Source organism: Rhodoplanes sp. Z2-YC6860 (genome assembly GCF_001579845.1).
Classification (GTDB): domain Bacteria; phylum Pseudomonadota; class Alphaproteobacteria; order Rhizobiales; family Xanthobacteraceae; genus Z2-YC6860.
This window is the reverse complement of record NZ_CP007440.1, coordinates 954,898-978,843: the sequence shown is the minus strand read 5'-3', so window position 1 is coordinate 978,843 and position 23,946 is coordinate 954,898. Positions and strand designations below refer to the sequence as shown.

Sequence of the window (23,946 nt, the reverse complement as noted above, 5' to 3'; positions counted from 1 at the left end):
TTACCTCCTTGGTGCCTGCGGTTCGCCCTTGCGCAGCTGCAGCGTGTAGTATCGAAGCGCGACCTGCGCCGTGGACGGCTTCATGCGTTCGAAATTTCTAAGCGCCTGTTCGGCCGTCAGGCTCGGCAGGTTTGCGCCTCTCGCCAGCACCAGAACGGCTTTGGTCGCCGGCCAAGGCAATCCCACGGCGCGCGCGATCAGCACCAGCAGTTCCGGCTGCTTCTGGGCCATGGCGCGTTCAACGACCTCGACAGGCACGTCGCCGAGCGCAGCGATCGCAAATATCGTCTCGGCCGTCCGCCCGCCTTGCGCGTAACGCTCGACCTCGGCCGCCGAAAGCAGTCTGGCCTGATGCAACTTGTCGATCTCGGCCTTGGCGGCGTCATCGTCGCGCGCCGCGCGCGCGCGGATCATCCCGGACACTTCGGCGACCGTCTGGCGGATTTCCTGCGCCCGATGCGGCTCCGACGCTTCGAGCTTCAACCTAACCTCCTCGGAAGCCCGCCGCACGATCTCGGCGAACAGATAGGCCGGAACGTCTCTGCGAAGCCCCACACAGGTGGACAACTCGTCGTCGCCATACGCGCGTTCCGTCAGCGCGCGATAGCCCTGATCGGAAAACGTCGCACCATCGTTCCCGGCAACGCTGCACAACACCGCATGGTCGCCGCGGTTGATCAAGGCATCGGTCACTGAAGCGCTGATGGTCGAACGCTTGGACACGGCCAGGAGATACTCCTGGCTCTTCTGCGAAATGATCCGGATCAGAGTCCTGTCGTCGAGGCGCGGCGAGCGCGTGAGAACCGGTTCCGCAACCTCGATCGCATCGTCGCAGGCGAGCATTTCGATGATCCGCGGGGGCGAGCGCGGGTTGTCCGCGAGCTTGATCGCCAGGATGCGGCGCGTTGCCGTTTCGATATCGGCGCTGAGCCGCACGAAGACGTCGTCGACCACGGCAAGCTGATCGGCCGCGAAGTGCTCGGATACGGCGAGAAACATCGTGGTTAGATGGTCGAGCGCCTTCCTTCGCCGGTCCGGCGAGCCGTGCGCGATCACACTGTCGAGTTCGGCGACGAGTGTGTTCATGTCGATCATCTCCTCATGCCGCCCTGACGGTCGCGACGGGGCACTGGAAGGTGAGCTCGCCCGCCGGCACAGGCGGACCGAACAGCAGCCCCTGCCCCTCCTCGCAGCCCGCAAACCTTGCCAGCTCGCACTGATCCGTCGTTTCGATCCCTTCCGCGAGCGAACCGATCTTCAGCCCCCGGGCGAGCCCGTTCATCGCGCACACGATCGCGGCGCTGTTCGGGTTCGTCGCCAGATCGGCCGTGAAGGATTTGTCGATCTTGATCTTGTCGAACGGAAACATCTGAACGGTGCGGAGCGACGAGAACCCGGTGCCGAAGTCGTCAAGCACGATGCCGACGCCGACGTTGCGAAGCTGGTTCAGGATCGAACGATTCTCAGAATTTTCATCGAGCGCGATGGTCTCGGTGATTTCGAGCCGCAACCGTTGCGGCGCAAGCCCGGATTCCGACAGGGCGAGGATCACGGCGTCCACCAGATTGCCGCGGCCGAACTGCACAGGCGACACATTGACCGACACTTTGACGTCGGTCGGCCAGGCGACCGCGGCGGCGCAGGCTTCGCGCAGCACCCACTCGCCAAGCTCCGCGATCAATCCGCTTTCGTCCATCAGCGGGACGAAGGCCTCCGGCAGCACGAGGCCGCGCTGCGGATGGCGCCAGCGCGGCAGCGCTTCGGCGCCGGTCACGCGCCCGCTCGAAAGCTCGACCTCCGGCTGATAGAGCAGTTCGAACTGACGCTGAGCCAGCGCGTCCTGCAACTCGGCTTCGAAGGCGCGCCGATCCATGGCGTCCTCAGCTAGCTCGCCGGAAAAGAAGCGGAAGTTATTCCGTCCGTCGGACTTGACCTTGTAGAGCGCGAGGTCGGCATATTGCATCAGGAGATCGACATCGAGCCCGTCGGCTGGGGCAAGCGCGATACCGATGCTGGCGCCGATCGTGATTCTGTCGCCGTCGATCTCGTAAGGCAGACAGATCGACTCAAGAAGCCGCATCGCAAGGATGATGGCACCGTCAGCAACGTCGTCCTGGACGATCTGCAGGACGGCGAATTCATCGCCGCCGAGGCGAGCGACCGTGTCGACCTCGCGCGTGCAGGCCTGCAGACGTGCCGCCACCTCTTTCAGCAGCGCGTCGCCGATCGGATGACCCAGCGTGTCGTTAACGGCCTTGAAGCGGTCGAGGTCGATCAGGAACACGGCAAAGCTGCCATTGTTCCGCCGGAGGTTGGATAGAGCACGCTCCATTCGCTCGCGCAGCAGCATGCGGTTGGCAAGCCCGGTCAAGGCGTCGTGATGCGCCAGATGCGCGATCTGTTTCTCGTAGCGGCTTCGCTCCGAGACATCCTCATGGGTCGCAACCCAGCCGCCATTGGGCATTGCGCGGTTGACGACCGAAATCATCCGGCCATCTGGGCAGGCGGCCCGGATCGCGACGGTGCCGTCGCGCTTCAACGCCGTCACAAGCTCGCTCGCGTATTTCTCCGGATCGCCGTCGAACGAACCGAAAGCTTTGCGGAGCTTGAGGATCTCGTGGAATGTCGTGCCGATCTTCACCGTCTCGGCCGAACAGCCGTACATCCTGAGATATTGCTCGTTGTACAGAACCAGCCGGGCGTCGCGATCGAACATGCTGAGGCCCTGCGTCATGTTGGTGAGCGCAGTGGACAGGTTCAGTTCGGAACGCGTGCGGAGCTTGAACTGCCGGCCGATATACAGAAGCAGGAAAGCGACCACCGCGGTGAAGATCGCGCCCAGGGTCGCGAGGATGAGGACGTAGTGCCACCATTGGGCATAGATCGTTTCCAGCGACTGCCCCACACTGATGACCAGCGGCAGTTGTCCGATCTGGCTGTAGACCAGAAGGCGCCACACGCCGTCGGTCGAAGCCTTGCTCTCGAAATGTCCTGCTGGCGCGCGCGCCAGATTGTCGAACACCTTGGAACTGCGCAGGCTGAGCCCGATGTATTTCGGATCGTAGGGCCAGCGCATCAGCACCACGCCGTCTGCGGTGGTCAAGGCGATGCTGCTGCCGGCGTTGAGTGAAATGTCCTTGAACAGCGTCTTGAAGTAATCCAGCCGCAGGCTCGCGACGGCGACGCCGGCAAACGTGCCGTCCGGATTGTTGACGCGCCGGCTGATGCCGATCGCCCCGGCACCGGTCAAGCGGCCGGCGACCGGCCTGCCGATGTAGAGGCCGGCATAGTCATTGTGCTGATGCACGAGGAAATAGTCGCGGTCGGCGGCGCTGATCGGTTCTGGCGTCGTGGTGCGCGAGTCGAGCCGCACGATGCCGTCGGCGTCGGTCACCAGCACCACGCCCAGATGGCGCGCCGCGGTGGAGCGGTCGAACAGGATGACCTGACGGAGTTCGGCGCTGACGCCTGAGATGTCCGGCCGCTTCAACCCGTCGACGACCGCTTGCAGCGACAGATCGATGCTCTCGATGTTGCGCTGGATGTCGTTGTCGATCGCAGCAACCAGGCGATTTGCGACGTTCAGCGCCTTGTCGCGCGCCGTGGCCCGCATCTCAGCCAGCACGTTGATGCAGACGAGGCAAAGCCCCAGCAGAAAGGCACTCGCCAGGCACACCATCACCGACATGGGATGCCTGCCGGCGCCGGGCCGGAACACGCTTCGCCAGAACGGTGTCGTCAAATCGCCGCCTCCGGGGCGCCCGGTCCGCGATGCGGGTTTTTCGGCGCTCTTTCGGGAACTTGCGCCTCAAGATTTAACAAGGCGTCACTGGATAATTGACAGATTCTGGCCCGCAACGCCCTCAAATTGAATGCCTTGGCCGATACGCGAGGAAGGCGGCAACCGCCGACCGAATCACCGAGCGCGGACGAAAATGGTTATGAAAGCATTGACCCGGCCTTCGGTATTCATACCGATGAAAATGGCCGGCCGCCGAGCAGCGTCACGCGGTCCCTGGTCCGTTGCGGCGCGTGCTCGCCGGAAAACCAGCCCCATTTCGAGCAGGAGGTCGCTTCCGCCATCATCCGGCGCAGCTTCTCGCTGGCCAGCGGAAAGGCGGCCGGCATCTTGTCGGCCAGATCGAGAGCGCGAAACACCTTGACGGAGTTGGGACTGAGATTCATGCCGGCGCCTAATTCCGCAAGCTCCGGGGCCTGCTAGTAAACCTGCACCTCGAAGCCCTGACGGCGAAGCGCGATGGCCGCCGCCAGCCCGCCGAGGCCGGCGCCGACCACCGCAATCCGACGCACCCCTCCCAGATCATTCACTTCGCTCGGCGCGGCACTGCCTGAAGGAAATCCTGAAGCTGCTGCTTCCAGAACTTCGCCATGCCGGTGGTGCCGTGGCCACGGGTGTCTTCGCTCGCCGGGATCAGATAAAGCCGGCCGTTCCTGAAGCGCTTCATTTCGCGCTCCATCACCCCCGTCTCGGGCGGATTGCGCTCATCGTCGGCCGCGTTGATCGCCAGCAGCGGCGCCTCGATCTTCGGAAGCCCAGGCGAGGCGTTGTAGTCACGCGACGAGTCCCATTGGTACAGGAAGTCGTTGGCGTCGGCCGTGAACGGCGCCGCTAGCGTCTCCTCGGCGAGCTTGTCGGCCTGCTCGCGCGTCGGCGCGAGTTTCTGGTAGCCCAGCGTGCCGCCGCTGGTCGCGACGCGGAACATCGCGTTGGCAAGCCGTAGCGCCTTCGGCTGTGTGGTGTAATCGCCGTTGTTCCAATCGGGGTCGCTTCGCACCGCTTCGACGAGGAGCCGCCGCATCATCCAGTTGCGGCTTGCCATCTCGGACGGCTGCGACGCCATCGGCACCAGCGCATCCATGAACTGCGGATAGGCTGAGCCCCACAGCCAGACATGCATTCCGCCCATCGAATTTCCGATGACCAGGCGCAGGTGTTTGATGCCGAGGCCTTGCGTCACGAGAAGGTGCTGCGCCGCGACCATGTCATCGTAGTTGTAGCGCGGGAACCTGGCCCGAAGCCCATCCGATGGCTTCGACGATTGTCCTGCGCCGATCGCGTCCGGCAGAATGATGAAGTACTTCGTGGCGTCGAGCGGCTGGCCCACCCCGAACAATTCGCCGGCAAAGGCCGGCGTGAGCAAGCCAGTCGCTGAGCTTCCGGTGCCATGCAGCATCAGCACGGGCTCGCCGCTCGGCGCACCGATGGTGGTGTAGTGCAGCTTCAGCTCGGGCATCACCTCGCCGCTGTGGAAGCGAAAATCGCGCGCGATGAACGTGCCGTCCTTCGGCGCTGGATAATCCGCGGCAGAGGCCAAAACCGGAATCAGTCCCAACACCGCACCGGCAGCGGCGCAACCCAAGCCGGTCGGCATCACGAACCTCCCTGCTCCTTGTCGCGCATACCATTAAGAAGCGCACTGCCCTGGTTGAACGGCCCCAGCGCACCGGTGGCGGTGGCGAGTTCGACCACCGTGTGCAGTTCCTCCCACGTCGCGCCGGCGCGGCGCGCCGCAGAGGCGTGCGCCTGTGCCGCGATCTGGTTGTGCTCGACCAGCAGCATGCCGAACAGGATGAGCTGCGTGGTCTTCATGTCGAAGGTCTTGTTGTAGAACGCCTTGCCGCGCAGCCGCTCGGCGTCGCGGAGAAACTCCGGGTTCATTTCGCCGGAGAAGGCAAAGCGCCCGCTCGGAAGCGGCGGCAAGTGGCCGAACATCTCGACGTAGCTGTCGCTGAATTTCTGGAGTTCCGGATCGAGTTCCTTCTTCTTGTCGCTCATCATTCCACCTTGAGTTTCGCTTCCGTGATCACCTTGCGCCACTTCGGCTCCTCCTTGCGGATGAAGGCCATCAGTTCCTCAGGCGACATCAGCATCGGCTGCAACATGAAGCGGTCGACGAAGTTTTTCTGCATCTCCGGATCGGCGAACATCGCGCGGACCTCGCCGTTGATCTTGGCGACGGTCTCGGCGGGAATGCCGGCCGGGCCGACCAGCGCAAACCACGAGATGCCCTCGTAGCCCGGCACGGTCTCGGCCACCGTCGGAATGTCGGGCAACTGCGGCAGGCGCTTGCTGCCGCCGACCGCGAAATATTTGAGCTTGCCGTCCTTATACAGTGGCGCGCCGGACGCTGCGCTGACGAACATGATCGGGATATGACCCGCGATCACGTCGTTGGTCGCGGGCGCCGCGCCCTTGTAGTGCACCGGCTGGAGCTTGGTGCCGGTCATGCTCTCGAACAGCAGCATGTTGAGATGGCCGCTCGAGCCGATGCCATAAGTGCCATAGTTGATTTCGCCGGGCTTGCTCTTGGCGAACTCGATGAACTCCTTGACGTTGTTCGGCGGAAACGATGGATGCGCGATCAGGCCGTGATTGATGATCACAAGCCCGCTGATCGGCGTGAAGCTCTTGTAAGGATCGTACGGCAGCTTCGGATAGAGGCTCGGATTGGCGACGAAGGTCGAGTCCGGCGCGATGAACAGCGTGTGCCCATCGGCCGGCTGGTTGAGGACGTATTCGGCAGCGATCTGATTGTTGGCGCCCGGCTTGTTCTCGACGACCGCCTGCTGGCCCCATTTCGCCGAAAACCGCTGCGCCAGGGCACGGCCGATGGTGTCGGTGATGCCGCCGGCCGGCGCCGGCGACACGATGGTGATGACCCGGCTCGGGAAACCTTGCGCCGAAGCCGTCACGGCGCCCGCCGCCAGGATTCCTGCGCCCACGAGCGCGTGCGCTAATAGAACAGCCAGCGATCTCGACATATCGGCATTCCTCCCGGGACATGCGTGTTCTTGTTTGAATCGAGTATCTGTCATTTCGGCCGCGCTGCCTATGCCCACCTGGTACGCCCACTTGGGCGCGTCGCTTGATCACGGCAGGGCAGCAATTCTAGAGTGCGCTTCAATTCCAAGGGAGAACGACGCCGATGGCGAAGCTTGATGACATGCTCGAAGACCTCGTGACCGCGAACCACGTGCTGGCCAAGCTCGGGATCGTCGATTCGTTCGGCCACATCAGCATCCGCCATCCGGACAAACCGGACCGGTTCTTCCTGTCTTGCTCGCGGGCGCCCGAGCGCGTCAGCCGCGACGACATCCTCGAGTTCGATCTCGATTGCAACGTGATCGACGCCAAGGGCAAGCAGCTCTACACCGAGCGTCCCATTCATGGCGGCGCCTATCAGGCGCGCCCCGACGTGATGTCGGTGATCCACAATCACAGCCCGGGCGTCATTCCCTATGGCATCACCGGCCACAAGCTGAAGCCGCTGATGCACATGTGCGCCACCATCGGCCACGAGGTGCCGATCTGGGATCAGCACGACAAGTTCGGCGACACCGATCTGCTGGTCCGCACCATGGACCAGGGCCATGACCTAGCGAAGAGCCTGGGCAAGGGCGCCACCTGCCTGATGCGCGGCCACGGCTGCCTGGTGGCTGGCCCCTACATGCGCCGCACCGTCTACACGGCGGTTTATCTGGAGCTGAACGCCAAGCTGCAGATGCAAGCCGAGGCGATGAGCGACACCGTGCGCTTCCTCACCGATGGCGAGGTCGACGAGGTCGTCAAGACCACGTCGCCGGCCAACGTCAACCGCGCCTGGGAGAACTGGTGCCGCGCGGTCGGGCGGCCGTACAAGGAATAGCGCGCCGCCCCGTCACGGCGCGGCATCCAACCGCTTCCGAGCCCCATCCGGCCGCGCTATCGTGCGCGGCCGGTTTTTTTTCGAACCTTGGGGTTCACAATGAAAAAACGTCTTTTCGCCGCGGCGGCCTTCGGCCTCGCCGCCACCTTGACGGTTTCGAATGCGGCAATGGCGGACGGCTACCCGAACCGCCCCGTCACCTTCATCGTGCCCTATGGCGCAGGCGGTCCCGTCGACGTGCTGGCGCGCACGCTGAGCGAAGGCATGCGCGCAGCGCTCGGCCAGCCGATCATCATCGAGAACGTGGTCGGCGCCAACGGCACCATCGGCGTCGGCCGCGCGGTGCGCGCGGAGCCGGATGGCTATACGGTCAGCATCGGCAATTGGCCGTCGCACATCACCAACGGCGCGATCTACAACCTCAGCTACGACATCCAGAAAGACCTCGTTCCGGTCGCGCGCTTGTCGCAGAATCCTTATGTCGCTGTGGTGCGCAAGGATTTCCCGGCGAACAATTTTGCCGAACTGATCGCCTGGATGAAGGCCAATCCGGACAAGGCCACCGAAGGCACCGCGGGCCTGGGCTCCGGCCAGCACATCAGCGGCGTTTACGTCCAGAAGATCACCGGCACCAAGTTCCAGTTCGTGCCGTACAAGGCGGGCTCATCCGACATCATCCGCGACATCGTCGCAGGCCATATCGACTTCACGTTCGATCAGGCGATCACCTCGCTGCAGCACATCAAGGGCGGCAACGTGAGAGCGTTTGCGGTGACATCCGACAAGCGGCTCGACGCCGCGCCGGAGATCCCGACCGTCGACGAGGCCGGCGCGCCGGGCACCTACATCCTGACCTGGTACGGGCTCTGGTTGCCGAAGGGCGCGCCACAGGAGGCGATCGACAAGCTCGGCGAAGCCGCGCGCGCCGCGCTGGCCGATCCGACCGTGAGAGCGAAGCTCTTGAGTTTGGGCCAGCAGATCCCGCCACCCGAGCAGCAGACCGCTGCCGCGCTCGCCGCCTTCACCAAGACCGAGATCGACAAGTGGCATGCGATCATCAGGGAAGCCGGCATCAAGGCGGAGTAATTTTTCCGCGCGTTGCGGCGTCAGTTGCTGTGCCCTCTCCCATGGGGAGAGGGCTACTCAGACTGTGCAACGAGTTCGGTTGGGTGAGGGGGTAGGGTCTATCGATAGACCCTACCCCCCACCCATTCTTTTATGCTGATCCTTCAACAAAGCCCTCTCCCCTTGGGAGAGGGCACAATAACGACGCTCTGTGCTTTCGTAAGATTCGCGCCCTACCCGATCGTCTTGGTTTCCCAGGTCGCATGCCGCACACCGGGTTGGCTGCCGAGAGCCGCAATCACGGCGTCGAGCTCCTTGGCGCTGACGGACGTCCTGGTCAGAACCGCGACGATCTCGGCCGTATCATCGGGCCGCTCGATCACCTCGGTGTCGCTGACCGGATACTGCGCCGCCTCGAGCTTTTCGACCATCAGCTCGCGAAGCCGCGGCATGGCCGCGCTATCTGTCGTAAGCCGCACCTCGTAAGCGGCCTCCGACGCGATCTCGTCGATCGGCAGACGGTTGATGGCGTTGACCAGCGGCCGCAACAGCGTGTTGCTCATGAGGACAAAAGCAGCCAGCAGCACCGCCTGCGCGATCATGTCCGCGCCGGCGCAGGCGCCGACCGCGGCCGAGCCCCACAACGTCGCCGCAGTGTTGAGGCCCCAGACGTTGGCGCCTTCCTTCATGATGGCGCCGGCACCAAGGAAGCCGATGCCGGCGACCACGTAGGCGACGACGCGGACCGCGCCGTCTGCGCCGCCGATGTGCATGCCGAGATCGACGAACGCCGCGGAAGCCAGCGCGACCAGAACGTTGGTCCGCAGTCCCGCGGTGCGCTGGCGATACTGCCGCTCGGCGCCGATCAGCGTGCCGAGAATGAAGGCCGCCAGCAGGCTGATGCCGGTGTCGAAAAAGTCGGCAAGCTGAAAGGTGTGAAAGAAGCGCATCGGCACAGAGTGTGTCAGATCGACGACAATATGATTACAACGTCCGGCCTCAGGTCACCGGCAGCACGTTGGTGTACTTCACCTGCTCCAGCGCAAAGCTCGACTCGATCGAGGCGATGCCTTCGACGCGCGTGAGCTTCTGCTTCACAAAGCGCTCATAAGCATCGAGGTCGGGCACCACGACGCGCAGCCAGTAGTCGCGCGGGCCGGTCATCAGATAGCACTCCAGCACCTCCGGCCAGCGCTCGATCGCCTTGGCGAAACGGTCGAGCGACTCCTGGCGCTGCTTGTCGAGCTTGATCGAGACGAACACGCTGACCGGCAGGCCCACGGCGCGCTGGTCGAGCACCGCGACATAACGCGAAATGACGCCGTCACGTTCCAGCATCCGCACGCGCCGCAGGCAAGGCGACGGCGACAGCCCGACTTTGGCGGCGAGGTCGTTCAGACTCATGCGGCCGTCGGCCTGAAGCTCGACCAGGATCTTGCGGTCGATGTCATCCAAGGTTCGTTTTGGCATGAGACACTCTTTCTGGCGCCAGATTTGATGATATCTGCTAATCTATAGCATATCTGTGGTGCAAATTGGCAGCCAATGCTGGGGCAACTGGCCGAAATTGCCCTCCGGCGAACCATTCGTGAGGCCACCATGACCAGCCCGATTTCCCGCGACGAACTCGCCATCCTGGCCGAACTTGAACGCAAGGTGCTGTGGCTTGCGAGCTGGACCATCCACCACGCCAACCATCTGCGCGAGAACACCGACGGCCTGAAGGTCGGCGGCCATCAGGCCTCGTCGGCTTCGCTCGCCAGCATCATGACGGCGCTCTACTTCCACACGCTGCGGCCGCAGGACCGCGTCGCCGTGAAGCCGCACGCCTCGCCGAATTTCCATGCCATCCAGTATCTGCTCGGCAAGCAGACCCGCGAAAAACTCGAGAACTTCCGCGGCTACAAGGGCGCGCAGAGCTATCCGTCGCGCACGAAGGACGCCGACGACGTCGACTTCTCCACCGGCTCGGTCGGCCTCGGCGTCGCGCAGACGCTGTTCTCGTCGCTGGTGCAGGACTACGTCCGCGCCCATGGCTGGAGCAAGGACCGGCCCGAAGGCCGCATGATCGCGCTGGTCGGCGACGCCGAGCTCGACGAGGGCAACATCTTCGAAGCGCTGCTCGAAGGCTGGAAGCAGGGCCTGCGCAATTGCTGGTGGATCGTGGACTACAACCGTCAGAGCCTCGATGCTGTGGTGCGCGAGGGCCTGTGGGAACGCTACGAGCAGCTGTTCAAGAACTTCGGCTGGGACGTCGTGATCCTGAAATACGGCTCACTGCAGCAGGCCGCATTCCGCGAGCCCGGCGGCGAGACACTGCGGCAGTGGATCGACCGCTGCCCGAACCAGCTCTACTCGGCGCTGGTGTTCCAGGGCGGCGCCGCGTGGCGCAAGCGGTTGCTCGATGAGATCGGCGACCAGGGCGACGTGACGCGGCTCATTGAATCCCGCAGCGACGACGAGTTGGCGCGGCTGATGAACAATCTCGGCGGCCACGACCTGCCGTCGATCGTTGAGGCGTTCGACAAGATCGATCACGACCGGCCGACCTGCTTCATCGCCTACACGGTGAAGGGCTTCGGCCTGCCGATCGCGGGCCACAAGGACAATCACGCCGGCCTGATGACCCCGGCGCAGATGGAAACCTTTCGCCAGGCGATGAACATCGGCACAGGCCAGGAGTGGGAGCCGTTCGAGGGCCTGCGCGCGGCGCCCTCGCAAATCCAGGCATTCCTCGACAAGGTGCCGTTCGCGCAAGGCGGGCCGCGGCGGCTGAAAGCGCCGCAGATCGCTGTGCCGGACGAGCTCGCCGTCACGATCCAGCCGGAGATGTCGACGCAATTCGGCTTCGGCGCGATCCTCAACGAGCTGGCGCGCGGCGGCTCGAAGCTCGCCGAGCGCATCGTCACCACCTCGCCCGACGTGACCGTGTCGACCAATCTCGGCCCCTGGGTGAACCGCCGCGGGCTCTTTGCCCGCGAAAGCATGGCCGACACCTTCAAGAGCGAGCGCATCCCCTCGACGTTCAATTGGGAGTTCTCGCCGAAGGGCCAGCACATCGAGCTCGGCATCGCCGAGATGAATCTGTTCATCGCGCTGTCGGCGCTCGGCCTGTCGCACTCGATCAACGGCGAACGGCTCATTCCGATCGGCACACTGTACGACCCCTTCATCGCCCGCGGTCTCGATGCGCTGAACTATGCCTGCTATCAGGAGGCGCGTTTCATCATCGCAGCGACGCCATCGGGCATCACGCTCGCACCCGAAGGCGGCGCGCATCAGTCGATCGCGCAGCCCTTGATCGGCATGGCGCAGGACGGGCTCGCCTCGTTCGAGCCGGCTTTCGTCGATGAGCTCGCCGCAATCATGGCGTTCGCATTCGCCTACATCCAGAAAGAGAGCGGCGAAACGTCGGAGAGCAATTGGCTGCGCGACGAGACCGGCGGCTCGGTCTATCTGCGGCTGTCGACGCGACCGGTCGAGCAGATCAAGCGCACCATGACGCCGGAGCTGCGCCAGGGCATCGTCGACGGCGCCTATTGGCTGCGCGAACCCGGCCCGAACTGCCAGGTCGTGGTCGCCTACAGCGGCACGGTCGCGCCGGAAGCGATCCAGGCGACCGGCCTGATGGCCGAGGACCGCCGCGACGTGGGCCTCCTCGCCGTCACCTCGGCCGACCGGCTGAACGCCGGCTGGACCGCGGCGCTGCGTGCGCGGGAGCGCGGCCTGGTGCACGCCCGCTCGCATATCGAGCGGCTCTTTGAGACGCTGCCGCCGAACTGCGCCCTGGTGACCGTGCTCGACGGCCACCCGGCGACGCTTGGCTGGCTCGGCTCGGTCTACGGCCACCGCACCCGGCCGCTCGGAGTGGAACATTTCGGCCAGACCGGCACGATCGCGGACCTCTACCGGCACCACGGCATCGACGCCAACGCGATCATCGCGGCGGCCGAGGCCATCGCGCCCGGCCGGCCAATCCGGCATCTGCGCGCCCTGGGCTGAGCAAGCCAGAAACCACGCGACGTTGCGGCAAATTGACTTTTGCCAAAGCGCCCGGCAATGAGTGCCGCAAAAATCAGCGCCTTCGGGCGCGCGCAGCACTCAAGGATTGGGCCATGAATCGCTACCTCACGTCACTCGCCATGGGCGTCGTCCTGTTCGTGGCGCCGGCTCAGGCCCAGGACGATTATCCGAACAAGCCCATCAAGGTGGTCGTCACGGTGCCGGCCGGAGGCGGCGTTGACACCGTCACGCGGCTCGTGACCGAGCGGATGCGCACCATTGTCGGCCAGCCCTTCGTGGTCGAGAACCGGGGCGGCGCCGGCGGCAACATCGCGGCCGATTACGTCTACCAGCAGGAGCCCGACGGCTACACCCTGATGGCGACACAGCCCTCTCCGATCACCACCAACGTGGTCCTCTATAAGAGCCTGACCTTCGATCCCACCCAGTTTTCGCCGATCGGCCTCATGTCGTCGGCGCCGAACGTCCTGCTGGTCCGCGGCGATTTTCCGGCCAAGACCGCGAAGGAGTTCCTGGATTACGTGAAGGCCAATCCCAGCAAGCTGAACTACGCGTCGCAGGGACCCGGCACCACCTCGCATCTGACCGCCGAGCTGTTCAACAAGCTCACCGGCGCGCATCTGCAGCACGTTCCATACAAAGGCACAGGCCCGGCGCTGAACGACATCGTCGCGGGGCACGTCGACCTGATCTTCATGCAGCTTGAAGCCGCCCTGAAGCTGCACGAAGGCGGCAAAGCCCGCATCCTCGCCGTCACCACCGAAAAGCGCATCGCATCGTTGCCGGATATTCCGACCATGATCGAACTCGGGCTCCCCGATTTCGTCTCCGACACCTGGAATGCGTTGGCCGCGCCGCCCAAGACCCCGGCGCCGATCATCGCCAAGCTGAACAACGCGCTGAACGAGACGCTGAAGACGCCGGAGATGAAGGAACAGTACAAGAAGCTCGGGCTCGAGGTTCGTGGCGGCACGCCGGAGGACATGGCGAAGGTCATGAAGGGCGACACCGAGCGCTGGGGCGCGGTGATCAAGGCCGCCAACATTCCGCAGCTTTGAACGGTTGCGCCTCGAGCTCGCTTGTGGCGCTTACCAATCCTGGTCGCCTACAATAAGCCGTTGGCTTGAGTCGACGGATGGATCAGCAATCAGCGCAGGACACGGGCGGCGGGAAAGACCGCGAGCATTTCATCCCGGTCCGCAAGATCGATATCATCGAGGCGCTGATCGTCCACGGCGCACTCGGCGCCGAACGCGATAAATTCCGTCAGCTCTGCGAGCAGCTCGCCGCCATTGAGCACTACGAATATCACGTGCAGCTCGCCCGGCTGCACAACGACTATTTCTACTTCGCCCCCGAATCGACCGCCCACGCGCGTGCCGGCGTGGCCACGCTCAAGCGCGCCTATCGGAACCTGATCGAAGGCCTGACCGAAGTCCTGCACGACGCGAATTTCATAGAGGTGCCGCGCGAGGAGATCGAGCGCGCGCAGCGCGAGGACTCCATCGTCCGTCTCAAGATCACGGCGCCGCTCGACAACTATCGCGAGGTCCGATTCTTCCGCCGCGGCCACCATCAGGAAACCGTGCTGGTCAGCTCATGGTACGGGCTGCGCAAGCGCGAGCGGCAATTCAAGGTCTACGACGACGTGATGATGATCGTCACCGTCAAGGAAGGCGCGCCGGCACCCGAGAACGGCAAGAAGAAGCGGCAGAAATCGAAGCTGCGTCCCGGCGCGGTGTTGTTGAAATACTTCCACAACATCGCCGGCGCCGATCTCAACGCACTGTACCCCGACGTCAAGGTGGTGATGGGCTGGCGCGACCAGCTCATGCTCGGCGTGCCGGCACTCATCGGCGGCGTGCCGATCCTGCTCAAGCTCGCATCCACCGTGACGGTGCTGTTCTTGATCGCCGGCTTCTATCTCGGCTTCTCGAGCTCGGTGCGCGACGAGGAATGGGCCGGCGCGCTCGCGGCGCTGAGCGGCCTCGGCGCGCTCGGTGGTTTTGCGGTGACCCAGTGGATGAAATTCCAGCGTCAGACGCTCCTTCACCAGAAGACGATCGCCGACAACATCTACTACCGCAACGTCAACAACAATGCCGGCGTGTTCGACACGCTGATCGGCGAGGCCGAAGAGCAGGAAAGCAAGGAAGCCTTCCTCGCTTACTATTTCCTGCTGGAGCCAAACGGCATCAGCACGCACGCCGACCTTGATGTCCATATCGAGACTTGGCTCAAGAAGACCTTTGGCGTCGATGTCGATTTCGAGGGCCACGACGCGCTGAGCGAACTTGAGCGCCACGGCATCCTGACGCGAGACGGCGATCAGCTCACCGTGCTGCCGCTCGACAAGGCGCTGGAGCGACTCGACCGCGCCTGGAACTCGTTCTTTCCCGCGATTGCAGCGAAATAGCTGCGCCGCAGATTGGTCCGCCGCGCCAGCCGCCTTCCGCAAAGAGGCGGTTTATCTATCGGGCGGAATGCGCGACAGTAAGCCTTCGACCGGGGCGAAGACTCCGGCGCCGCGGAGTGAAACCGGGAAGGCCGAGACCATGAAAAGCATCAGACGGCGCGCATTCGTCGCGGGCTCCGCGGCCCTGCTGGCCTCGGGCGGCAGAACCCATGCGGAAGATTATCCAAGCCGGCCTGTGACCTTCATCGTGCCGTTCCCGCCGGGCGGCAGCACCACCATCGTCGTGCGCTCGGTCAGCGACCGGCTCGGCGAGCTGCTCGGCCAACAGGTCATCATCGACAACCGCGGGGGCGCTGGCGGCACGGTCGGCACCAAGGCATTGGCGCGAAGCGAGCCGGATGGCTACACGATCGGCCTTGGCTACAGCGGCACGCTCGCCATCGGCCCGAACCTCTATTCCAATCCCGGCTACGATCCGCGCAAGGACTTCGCTGCGATCGGCCGCATCGCCACCGCACCCAACACGCTGGTGGTGCATCCGTCGTTCCAGGCCAAGAACGTGGCGGAGCTCATCGCCTACGCCAAGGCCAATCCCGGCAAGGTGAACTACGGCTCGGCGGGCGTCGGCACGGTAAGCCATATCTGCGGCGAGTATTTCGCCAATGCGGCGGGCATCAAGCTCGTGCATGTGCCTTACAAGGGCACCGGCCCTGCCCTCTCCGATCTGATCGGCGATCTGATCGGCGGACATATCCCGATGGCGTTTGCGCCGATTCCCGCGACCTATTCGAACTCCAAGGAAGGCAATATGCGCATGCTCGCGGTGACCAGCGCCAAGCGCTCGACGCTGGCGCCGGAGATCCCGACCATCGCCGAGCAGGGCGTGCCGGGCTTCGAGGCCGTGCTGCGCTACGGCATCGTAGCGCCGGCCGGCACGCCGGCTCCGATCGTCGCGCGGCTCAACAAGGCGCTCAACGAAGCGCTCGCCAGCGACGAGATCCGCAAGCGCCTGGCGCTGGAAGGCGCCGAGCCCCTTCCGAGCACGCCGGCAGAATATGCCGCCGACATCGATCGCGAAGAACGCGAGTGGGGCAAGGTCGTGAAGGAATCGGGCGCGAAGGCAGATTGAGCATGATGATGAAACGACTGACGATTGCCGTCCTTGCTTGCGCCGCTTTCGCGGCAACCTCGAATGCGCAGGACTATCCGAGCCGGCCGATCACCTTGGTGGTGCCTTACTCGGCCGGTGGCGGCAACGACATCATGGCGCGCGTTGCCGGCGAGAAGATGAGCCCGGCGCTCGGCCAGCAGATCGTCATCGAGAACCGCGGCGGCGCCGGCGGCTCGATCGCAACGCGTCAGGTGGCGAAGGCCTCGCCTGATGGTTACACGCTGGGACTCGGCGGCACCGGCACGCTCGCGATCAATCCGACGCTCTACAGCAACGTCGGATACGACCCGCGCAAGGACTTCGAGCCGATCGGATTGATCGGCACCAGCGCCTTGGTGCTGGTGATCCATCCGTCGATCCCGGCCCACAGCGTCAAGGAGCTGATCGCCTATGCCAAGGCGAATCCCGGCAAACTCTCTTACGCCTCGGCCGGTGTCGGCAGCGGCATTCATCTGGCGGCTGAGTACTTCCGCTTCCAGGCCGGCATCGAAATGACGCATGTGCCCTACAAGGGCTCGGCCCCAGCGCTGACCGATCTCATCGGCGGTCACGTGTCGATGTATTTCAGCTCCATGCCGCCCGCGATCGAGCTCGTGAAGGAAGGCAAAATTCGCGCGCTTGGCGTCACTGGGCTGACGCGGTCGCCGATCTTCCCTGATCTGCCGACCATCGCCGAAGCCGCGCTGCCGGGCTACGAGGCCGTGCTGCATTACGGAATCATCGCGCCGGCTGGCACGCCCAAGCCGATCGTCGCCAAGCTCAACGCGGCACTGCGGCAGGCCGTGATGTCGGACGAACTCAAGCAGAAGCTCGCCGCCGACGGCACCGAGCCGCTCGCCTCGACGCCGGAGCAATACGCCGCCGACATCGACAAGGAAGAGACCAAATGGTCCGCCATCGTCAAAAAATCCGGTGCCAAGGCGGAATGAAAGCGGCGTTTCGTTTCATCGTCGCCGCAGCACTGGCGTTCGGCGCACTCGCCGCGCGAGCGGCGGATTACCCGACCCGGCCAATCACACTGGTCGTGCCTTATGCGGCCGGCGGCGGCAACGATGTGATCGCGCGCATCGTCGCCGAGAAGATGAGCGCAAACCTCGGCCAGTCGATCGTGATCGAGAATCGTGGCGGCGCGGGCGGCACCATCGCGACGCGGCAGGTGGCAAAGTCCGAGCCCGATGGTTACACGCTGTTGATCGCGACCAGCTCGCTGGCGATCAATCCGTCGCTCTATGCGAATGTCGGCTACGACCCGCGCAAAGACTTCTCGCCAATCGGCTTGATCGCATCGAGCGCCAATGTGGTGCTGGTCAACAACGTTGTGCCGGTGCGCTCCGTGGCCGAACTGATTGCACTCGCCAAGCAGAAGCCCGGCGAGCTCACCTTCGCTTCGACCGGCACCGGATCGAGCGTGCATCTCGCGGCCGAGCTGTTCGCAGGCATGGCCGGCATCAAGATCAACCACGTGCCCTACAAGGGCTCGGGCCCGGCGCTGAACGATCTGGTCGGCGGCCACGTCACCATGATGTTCGGCACCATGGCGAGCTCGGCTGGCCTCGTGAAGGACGGAGCCAAGGTGCGCGCGCTGGCGGTGACCGGCTTGAGGCGGTCGGCGCTGTTTCCCGAGCTGCCCACCGTCGCGGAAAGCGGCCTGCCGGGCTACGAGTCGGTGTTGCACTACGGCATCGTCGCCGCGGCCGGCACGCCGCGGTCTATCGTCGACAGGCTCAATGCTGCGTTGAACACGGCACTGGCGAGCGATGACGTGAAACAACGGCTCGCGGTCGAAGGCGCGGAAGCCCTGCCCACGAGCCCGGACGAATATGCGGCCGACATCGCGGCCGAAGAGACAAAATGGTCGGAGATCATCCGCCGGTCGGGTATGAAGACGGAGTGAGCTCTCTCCGCTTGTCATTCCGGGGCGCGAGCGTAAGCGAGCGAACCCGGAATCCATAACCACGACTCTTGGTGTGTTCCGATAGTCGTGGTTGATCGATATGATGGTGGTTATGGATTCCGGGTTAGCCACCTCGTGACGCCCCGGAATGACCGAGTGGTGAGTACCGTATGAACTTCGATTTCACCGACGAACAAAAGCTCTTCGCCGAATCCGTGCGCCGCTTTGCGCGGGCGCATCTCGCCAAGGACGCGGTCCCACGCGCCCACAATCCGCGATTTCCCTTCGATGTCGCCAAGCTGATGAGCGAACAGGGGCTGCTCGGCATCACCATACCCGAGGCCGACGGCGGCCAGGGCGGTTCGCTGATGGACGCCATCATCGCCATCGAACAGACCGCCGCGGTGTGTCCGCGCAGCGCCGACGTGGTGCAGTTCGGCAATTTCGGACCGATCCGCACCTTCTCGGAATACGGCACCGACTATCAGAAGAAAAAGTGGCTGTCCGAATGCCTCGCCGGCCGTATGGTGATCAGCCTCGGCATGAGCGAGCCTGATGCGGGCTCCGCCGTCACCGACCTCAAGACCACCGCGAAGCCGGACGGCACGGGCTACATCGTCAACGGCACCAAGGTGTTCTCGACCTTCAGTCCCGAGGCTTCGGTATTCCTGGTCTATCTGCGCTACGGGCCAGGCGTCGGCGGCATCGGCTCGGTGCTGGTCGAGCGCAGCATGCCGGGCTTCACCATCGGCCCGCCGCAGGAGTTCATGAGTGGCGAGCTTTGGAGCGAGCTGCACTTCGACAATTGCCGCATTCCGGCCGAGAACGTGCTGCTCGGGCCGGGCGGCTTCAAGAAGCAGATGGCGAGCTTCAATGTCGAGCGGCTCGGCAACACCGCGCGCTCGCTGGCCTTCGGCCGCTACTGCTACGACCGTGCGCGCGAGCACGCCGGCGTGAGGGAGCAGTTCGGCCGTCCGCTCGCCGAATTCCAGGGCCTGCAATGGAAGTTCGCCGACATGGCGATCAAGCTCGAAAGCGCGCAGCTCCTGCTCTATCGCGCCGCGGTGAACGCCGACAAAGGCCTGCCGTCGGCCTATGAGACCGCGGTCGCCAAGGCCGCATGCAATCAGGCCGGCTGGGATTGCGCGCACGAGTCGATGCAGATCATGGGCGCCGCGGGCTTCAGCAAGACCTCGCTGGTCGAATACTGCATGCGCCGTTGTCGTGGCTGGATGATCGCTGGAGGCTCGGTCGAGATGCTGAAGAACCGCATCGCCGAGCACGTGCTCGACCGGCGCTTCGATCAGCGCCCGCCCAAGCCGAAAGCCTCCGAGGCCGCCGAGTGACCAAGCCGCTCGCGCAAGTGTTGCTCGCGCCGCAATCGGTCGCGATCATCGGGCAGTCGAACGACGCCACCAAAACAGCAGGCCGGCCGCTGAAATATCTGCGGCAGGCGGGCTACGCGGGGCGCATCTATCCGATCAATCCGCGGCGCGACGAGGTGCTGGGTGAACGCGCCTGGCCGTCACTCGCTGAACTGCCGGAGCTTCCCGACCACGCCTACATCGTCGCCTCGACCGACGCCACGATGGAGGCGATCGAGGAATGCGCCAGGCTCGGCGTGCCGGTGGTCACCGCGCTCGCCAACGGCTTCAGCGAGACGGGCGCCGAAGGCACCGCGCGCGAGGCGCGCATCAAGGCGATCATCCAGCAGACCGGCACGCGTCTCGTTGGGCCTTCGAGCCTTGGCGTGGTCGATCTGCGCCACAAGGCGTTCATGACCGCCAACGCGGCATTCGACGAGCCCGATCTGCCGGTCGGCCGCATCTTCGCCGCCTCTCATTCGGGCGGCATGATCGGCACGTTTCTCTCGCGCGGCAAGGCGCGCGGCATCCACTTCGCAGGTCTCGTCTCGGTCGGCAACGAGGTCGATCTTTCGATCGGCGAGATTTGCGCCGCAACCCTCGACGATCCCGGCATCGACGGCTACGTGCTGTTTCTCGAAACCATGCGCAAGGCCGAGACCTTGCGCGCCTTCGCGCTGGAAGCGGCGAAGCGCGGCAAGTCGGTGCTGGCCTACAAGCTCGGCCGTTCGGCCGCGGCGCGCGAATTGGCTGTGTCGCACACCGGCGCGCTCGCCGGCGAGGACGATATTGCCGGGATGTTCCTCGCCGAATGCGGCATCGCCCGCGTCGACACGCTGGAGGGCCTGATCGAGGGCTTTCCGCTGCTGGCGCGTGTGCCGGCGCCCGCACGCGGCGCGCGGCCTCCGGCCGTCGCCGTGGTCACGACCACCGCCGGCGGCGCCACCATGGTGATCGATCCGCTGAGCGTACGCGGCATCGAGGTTCGTCAACCGACGCCGCAGACGCTGGCCCGCCTCAAAGAGGCCACCGGCGTCGACGTCGCTCCCGCGCGGCTGATCGACCTGACGCTCGCCGGCGCCCAATACAAGGTGATGAAGGGCGCGCTCGACGTACTGACCACTGCGCCGGAGTACGATCTGATCGTCGTGACCGTCGGCTCGTCGGCGCGGTTCTATCCCGATCTCGCGGTGAAGCCGATCATCGACAGCGCCGGTGCTGCGAAGCCGATCGCGGCGTTTCTGGTGCCCGAAGCGCCCGATGCGCTGGCGCGACTCGCCGCCGCGGGGGTTCCGAATTTCCACACGCCGGAGGCCTGCGCCGACGCGGTCACGGCAGCACTGCGTCGCCGCGCGCCGCAGGTGACCGAGGTGCGGCCAGGACGTCCGTCTGGCAGCGGGCGGATGCTTGATGAGCTCGAGGCCTATGGCCTGTTCGACAAGCTCGGCCTGCCGCATGCTCCGTCGCTCGCGCTGGATGCTTCGATCGCCAAGGTCGCTGCCCTGCCATTCGCCTATCCCGTCGTGGTCAAGGCGCTGTCCGAGAAAATCGCGCACAAGTCCGACGTCGGCGGTGTGGTGCTGAACGTTCGCGACGACACGTCTCTGCTCGCCGCCATCGCCAAAATCCGCGAAGCGACCCACGTGGATCGCGTGCTCGTGCAGCCGATGGTGTCGGGATTGGGCGAGGTACTGATCGGCTATCGCATCGATCGCGACGTCGGCCCGACCGTGATGCTCGCGGCCGGCGGCGTGCTCGCCGAAATCCTGCGCGACCGCAGCATCCGGCTTGCGCCGGTCGATCTCGCCGAAGCCAAAGCCATGATCGGCGAGGTCATGGCGCTGAAGGCTTTGGCCGGTTATCGCGGCAAGGAGCCCGGCGACCTCGACGGGCTGGCGCACGCGCTCGTTTCGCTGTCGCGGCTCGCGGTGCACGATGGACCGGTCGTGGCCGAAGCCGAAATCAATCCGCTGATCGTGCGGCCCAAAGGCCAGGGCGTCGTGGCGGTCGATGCGCTGGTGAAGCTCGTCTAGTATCACGGCCAACGATGGCTTCCGGCCGACAAACGGAAGCCGGCCAGGGAGATATGTCCATGATCCGCCGCCACTCGCGCCGCGAGGCGTTGAAGCTCGCGCTCGGCACGTCTTTTATGTCGCTCGTGCCGTCGGCCATCCGCTCGGCGGCGACGCAGCCCGCACTCGTTCCCGTGCAGATGGGCATCCAGATCTTCACCGGCGCGGTGGCGACAGTCTGGGTCGACAACAAGATACCGGCGAAACACGGACTGACGGTCGAGGGCAAACAGATGGCCGACGGCCGCTCCGTGCGCGACAGCATGGTCTCCGGAGCTCTCAACGCCGGCACCATGAACATCACCCCGTTCATCGTCGGTGCGGTGGCTGCCTCACTGACGCTGGTCGGCGTCGTCTCGCTCGGCGGCGACACCGTCGGCGTCATGGTCCGAAAAGGCTCGGGCATCGGCAGCATCGCCGATCTCAAGGGCAAACGGATCAGCGTCTCGACGGGCTCGACCACCGCCAACATCTTCATCCAGACCGTTGGCCCGGCGCACGGGCTGAAGCCCGGCGACTACCAGCTCGTCAACATGCGTCCGCCGGATCAGGTCGCCGCCCTGTCGGCCGGTTCGGTCGACGCCATCACCTCGTTTGAGCCATACCTCACCGTGGCGGAACAGGAAGGCATCGGCACCGTGCTGATGCGGTTCGGCGAGATCGACCCCAATCCGACCTGCCTGGTGTTGTCGCCCGCTCTGATCGAGAAATCGCCGGACACCGTTCGGGTGTTTCTCAAATCGTGGCTCGACGGCGTCGAATTCTGGCGACGCAATCCGGCGCGCGTCGCCGAGACCATCTATCAGCAATACGCCGCGGCGGGCTATGCGAGTGTCACGCGCTCGATGGCCGAGAGCATCGTCCGTCAGATCAAGGTCGAACCCGAGCTGACGCCGAACATCATTACGCACATCAAAGCCGAAGCCGAACGCATGAAAGCCGCGAACCTGCTGCGCGAAATGCCGGATTGGGCGAAGGTCATTCGTCCCGATCTGCTGCAGCAAGCCAGGACTTGAGAGGATCGATGATCGAAAGCATCCGCGATCTGGTGAATGCCGATGAGGAGCTGGTGCGGCGCGGGCGGCACGTCAGCACCACGTTCCTGCTTGAAGTCGGCGAGCAGGGCTATCTCATCAAGATCATCGAGGGCCGCATCGTCTCGATCACGCCCGGGCCGTTCGTCACACCGAATTACAGCTTTGCGCTGCGCGCCCCGCGCGACGAATGGGAACTGTTCTGGACCAAGCTGCCGCCGCCCGGCCATCACGACATCTACGCGCTGTTCAAGCGCGGCAAGCTCGTCATCGAAGGCGACCTGCATCCGCTGATGGCGAATTTGCTGTATTTCAAGGACGTGCTGGCCGCGCCGCGCAAGACAGAGAAGCGAAGCGCGCCTGCGGTCGCACCAAAGAAGCCAAGCTTCGAGCCCGTTGTCGGCCGCTATCTCCATCTCGATCTGCTCGGCCGACCACACCGACTCTACATCGAGGAAGCCGGCCAGGGCATTCCGCTGCTCTGCCTGCACACCGCGGGCTCCGACGGCCGGCAGTATCGCGGGCTGCTTAACGATCCGCGCATCACCGAGAACTACCGCGTCATCGTGTTCGACATGCCCTGGCACGGCAAATCGTCGCCGCCGGAGGGGTTCCAGCACGAGGAGTACCGGCTCACCTCGCGCGACTACGTTCAAATGATCCTCGAAATCGCCGATGCGCTGGAGCTCGATAAACCGGTGGTGATGGGCTGCTCGATCGGCGGCCGCATCGTGCTTTATCTCGCGCATCAGCATGGCAAGCGCTTCCGCGCCATCATCGGGCTCGAGACCGCGGCGCATGTCGCGCCTTATTACGACGTCGGCTGGCTGCACCGCGGCGATGTGCATGGCGGCGAGGTTTCGGCCGGCGTGGTGTCGGGGCTGTGCGCCCCGACCGCGCCCGACAACCATCGCTGGGAGACACTCTGGCACTATCTGCAAAGCGGGCCCGGCGTGTTCAAGGGCGACCTGCATTTCTACAAGGTCGACGGCGACATCCGCGATCGCGTCGACCAGATCGACGGCCGCACCACACCGCTCTATCTGCTTACCGGCGAATACGACTATTCCTGCACCACCGAGGGCACGTTGGACGTGGCGAAGCGCACCGGCGCCGAGGCTGTCATCATGAAAGGCCTCGGCCATTTCCCGATGAGCGAAGACCCGCCCAGGTTCATTTCGTACCTGCTGCCGGTGCTGGAGAAGATTCGCGGAAAAGCCTAAGCTCGCGCGACCGGAGG

At 64.6% G+C, this 23,946-nt stretch carries 21 protein-coding genes; 12 read left to right on the top strand and 9 right to left on the bottom strand.

Annotation, left to right across the window (positions count from 1 at the left end; translation table 11 throughout):
* The 7 genes from RHPLAN_RS04515 to RHPLAN_RS04490 form a co-directional block, all read right to left on the bottom strand.
* Positions 1-1,086 carry a DUF2336 domain-containing protein gene (locus RHPLAN_RS04515; RefSeq protein ID WP_198164714.1) on the bottom strand — a complete coding sequence of 362 codons (1,086 nt, stop codon included), beginning with the start codon at positions 1,084-1,086 and terminating at the stop codon, positions 1-3.
* Positions 1,087-1,099: 13 nt separating this feature from the next.
* Positions 1,100-3,742 carry a bifunctional diguanylate cyclase/phosphodiesterase gene (locus tag RHPLAN_RS04510; protein ID WP_157100060.1) on the bottom strand — a complete coding sequence of 881 codons (2,643 nt, stop codon included), beginning with the start codon at positions 3,740-3,742 and terminating at the stop codon, positions 1,100-1,102.
* Between the two features lie 227 nt (positions 3,743-3,969).
* Positions 3,970-4,185, bottom strand: a complete 216-nt coding sequence (locus tag RHPLAN_RS40090) for a hypothetical protein (RefSeq protein ID WP_068014214.1) — start codon at positions 4,183-4,185, stop codon at positions 3,970-3,972.
* Between the two features lie 33 nt (positions 4,186-4,218).
* Positions 4,219-4,311, bottom strand: a complete 93-nt coding sequence (locus RHPLAN_RS40085; RefSeq protein ID WP_198164713.1) for an NAD(P)-binding protein — start codon at positions 4,309-4,311, stop codon at positions 4,219-4,221.
* 14 nt (positions 4,312-4,325) lie between these two features.
* Complete coding sequence (locus RHPLAN_RS04500; RefSeq protein WP_068014212.1) at positions 4,326-5,393, bottom strand: alpha/beta fold hydrolase; 1,068 nt, start codon at positions 5,391-5,393, stop codon at positions 4,326-4,328.
* Positions 5,393-5,797, bottom strand: coding sequence for a carboxymuconolactone decarboxylase family protein (locus RHPLAN_RS04495; RefSeq protein ID WP_198164712.1), 405 nt, complete (start codon positions 5,795-5,797; stop codon positions 5,393-5,395). The genes RHPLAN_RS04500 and RHPLAN_RS04495 overlap by 1 nt, the downstream gene beginning before the upstream one ends.
* Positions 5,797-6,783: a Bug family tripartite tricarboxylate transporter substrate binding protein gene (locus RHPLAN_RS04490; RefSeq protein WP_198164711.1), complete on the bottom strand. Its 987-nt coding sequence runs from the start codon at positions 6,781-6,783 to the stop codon at positions 5,797-5,799. The genes RHPLAN_RS04495 and RHPLAN_RS04490 overlap by 1 nt, the downstream gene beginning before the upstream one ends.
* Before the next feature lie 164 nt (positions 6,784-6,947).
* Here RHPLAN_RS04490 and RHPLAN_RS04485 point away from each other — a divergent pair, with 164 nt between their 5' ends.
* Complete coding sequence (locus tag RHPLAN_RS04485; RefSeq protein WP_068014203.1) at positions 6,948-7,667, top strand: class II aldolase/adducin family protein; 720 nt, start codon at positions 6,948-6,950, stop codon at positions 7,665-7,667.
* Positions 7,668-7,766: 99 nt separating this feature from the next.
* A complete protein-coding gene (locus RHPLAN_RS04480; RefSeq protein WP_068014201.1) occupies positions 7,767-8,753 on the top strand; it encodes a Bug family tripartite tricarboxylate transporter substrate binding protein in 987 nt (328 codons plus the stop codon).
* A gap of 212 nt (positions 8,754-8,965) precedes the next feature.
* Here the strand turns inward: RHPLAN_RS04480 and RHPLAN_RS04475 are convergent, their stop codons facing one another.
* The gene (locus tag RHPLAN_RS04475; protein ID WP_068014198.1) at positions 8,966-9,682 is read right to left on the bottom strand and encodes an MgtC/SapB family protein; all 717 of its coding nucleotides are present in this window, start codon (positions 9,680-9,682) and stop codon (positions 8,966-8,968) included.
* 49 nt (positions 9,683-9,731) lie between these two features.
* Positions 9,732-10,202, bottom strand: coding sequence for an Lrp/AsnC family transcriptional regulator (locus tag RHPLAN_RS04470; RefSeq protein ID WP_068014196.1), 471 nt, complete (start codon positions 10,200-10,202; stop codon positions 9,732-9,734).
* Positions 10,203-10,331: 129 nt separating this feature from the next.
* Here RHPLAN_RS04470 and RHPLAN_RS04465 point away from each other — a divergent pair, with 129 nt between their 5' ends.
* From RHPLAN_RS04465 to RHPLAN_RS40885, 10 genes are all read left to right on the top strand, one after another.
* On the top strand, positions 10,332-12,734 hold the full coding sequence (locus tag RHPLAN_RS04465; protein ID WP_068014194.1) for a thiamine pyrophosphate-binding protein: 2,403 nt from the start codon (positions 10,332-10,334) through the stop codon (positions 12,732-12,734).
* A gap of 113 nt (positions 12,735-12,847) precedes the next feature.
* Positions 12,848-13,813 carry a Bug family tripartite tricarboxylate transporter substrate binding protein gene (locus RHPLAN_RS04460; RefSeq protein ID WP_068014191.1) on the top strand — a complete coding sequence of 322 codons (966 nt, stop codon included), beginning with the start codon at positions 12,848-12,850 and terminating at the stop codon, positions 13,811-13,813.
* 77 nt (positions 13,814-13,890) lie between these two features.
* Positions 13,891-15,171, top strand: coding sequence for a TMEM143 family protein (locus RHPLAN_RS04455; protein WP_068014189.1), 1,281 nt, complete (start codon positions 13,891-13,893; stop codon positions 15,169-15,171).
* A gap of 139 nt (positions 15,172-15,310) precedes the next feature.
* Positions 15,311-16,300 (top strand): Bug family tripartite tricarboxylate transporter substrate binding protein, encoded by a 990-nt coding sequence (locus RHPLAN_RS04450; RefSeq protein ID WP_068030599.1) that lies wholly within the window; start codon positions 15,311-15,313, stop codon positions 16,298-16,300.
* Between the two features lie 2 nt (positions 16,301-16,302).
* Complete coding sequence (locus RHPLAN_RS04445) at positions 16,303-17,271, top strand: Bug family tripartite tricarboxylate transporter substrate binding protein (RefSeq protein WP_068014187.1); 969 nt, start codon at positions 16,303-16,305, stop codon at positions 17,269-17,271.
* Positions 17,268-18,236 (top strand): tripartite tricarboxylate transporter substrate binding protein, encoded by a 969-nt coding sequence (locus tag RHPLAN_RS04440; RefSeq protein ID WP_068014185.1) that lies wholly within the window; start codon positions 17,268-17,270, stop codon positions 18,234-18,236. The genes RHPLAN_RS04445 and RHPLAN_RS04440 overlap by 4 nt, the downstream gene beginning before the upstream one ends.
* 170 nt (positions 18,237-18,406) lie before the next feature.
* A complete protein-coding gene (locus RHPLAN_RS04435; RefSeq protein WP_068014180.1) occupies positions 18,407-19,582 on the top strand; it encodes an acyl-CoA dehydrogenase family protein in 1,176 nt (391 codons plus the stop codon).
* The gene (locus tag RHPLAN_RS04430; protein ID WP_068014178.1) at positions 19,579-21,633 is read left to right on the top strand and encodes an acetate--CoA ligase family protein; all 2,055 of its coding nucleotides are present in this window, start codon (positions 19,579-19,581) and stop codon (positions 21,631-21,633) included. Before RHPLAN_RS04435 ends, RHPLAN_RS04430 begins: the two co-directional genes overlap by 4 nt.
* Positions 21,634-21,692: 59 nt before the next feature.
* Complete coding sequence (locus RHPLAN_RS04425; RefSeq protein ID WP_198164710.1) at positions 21,693-22,688, top strand: ABC transporter substrate-binding protein; 996 nt, start codon at positions 21,693-21,695, stop codon at positions 22,686-22,688.
* Between the two features lie 8 nt (positions 22,689-22,696).
* Positions 22,697-23,929, top strand: coding sequence for an alpha/beta fold hydrolase (locus RHPLAN_RS40885; RefSeq protein WP_335341053.1), 1,233 nt, complete (start codon positions 22,697-22,699; stop codon positions 23,927-23,929).
* Positions 23,930-23,946 lie beyond the last annotated feature (17 nt).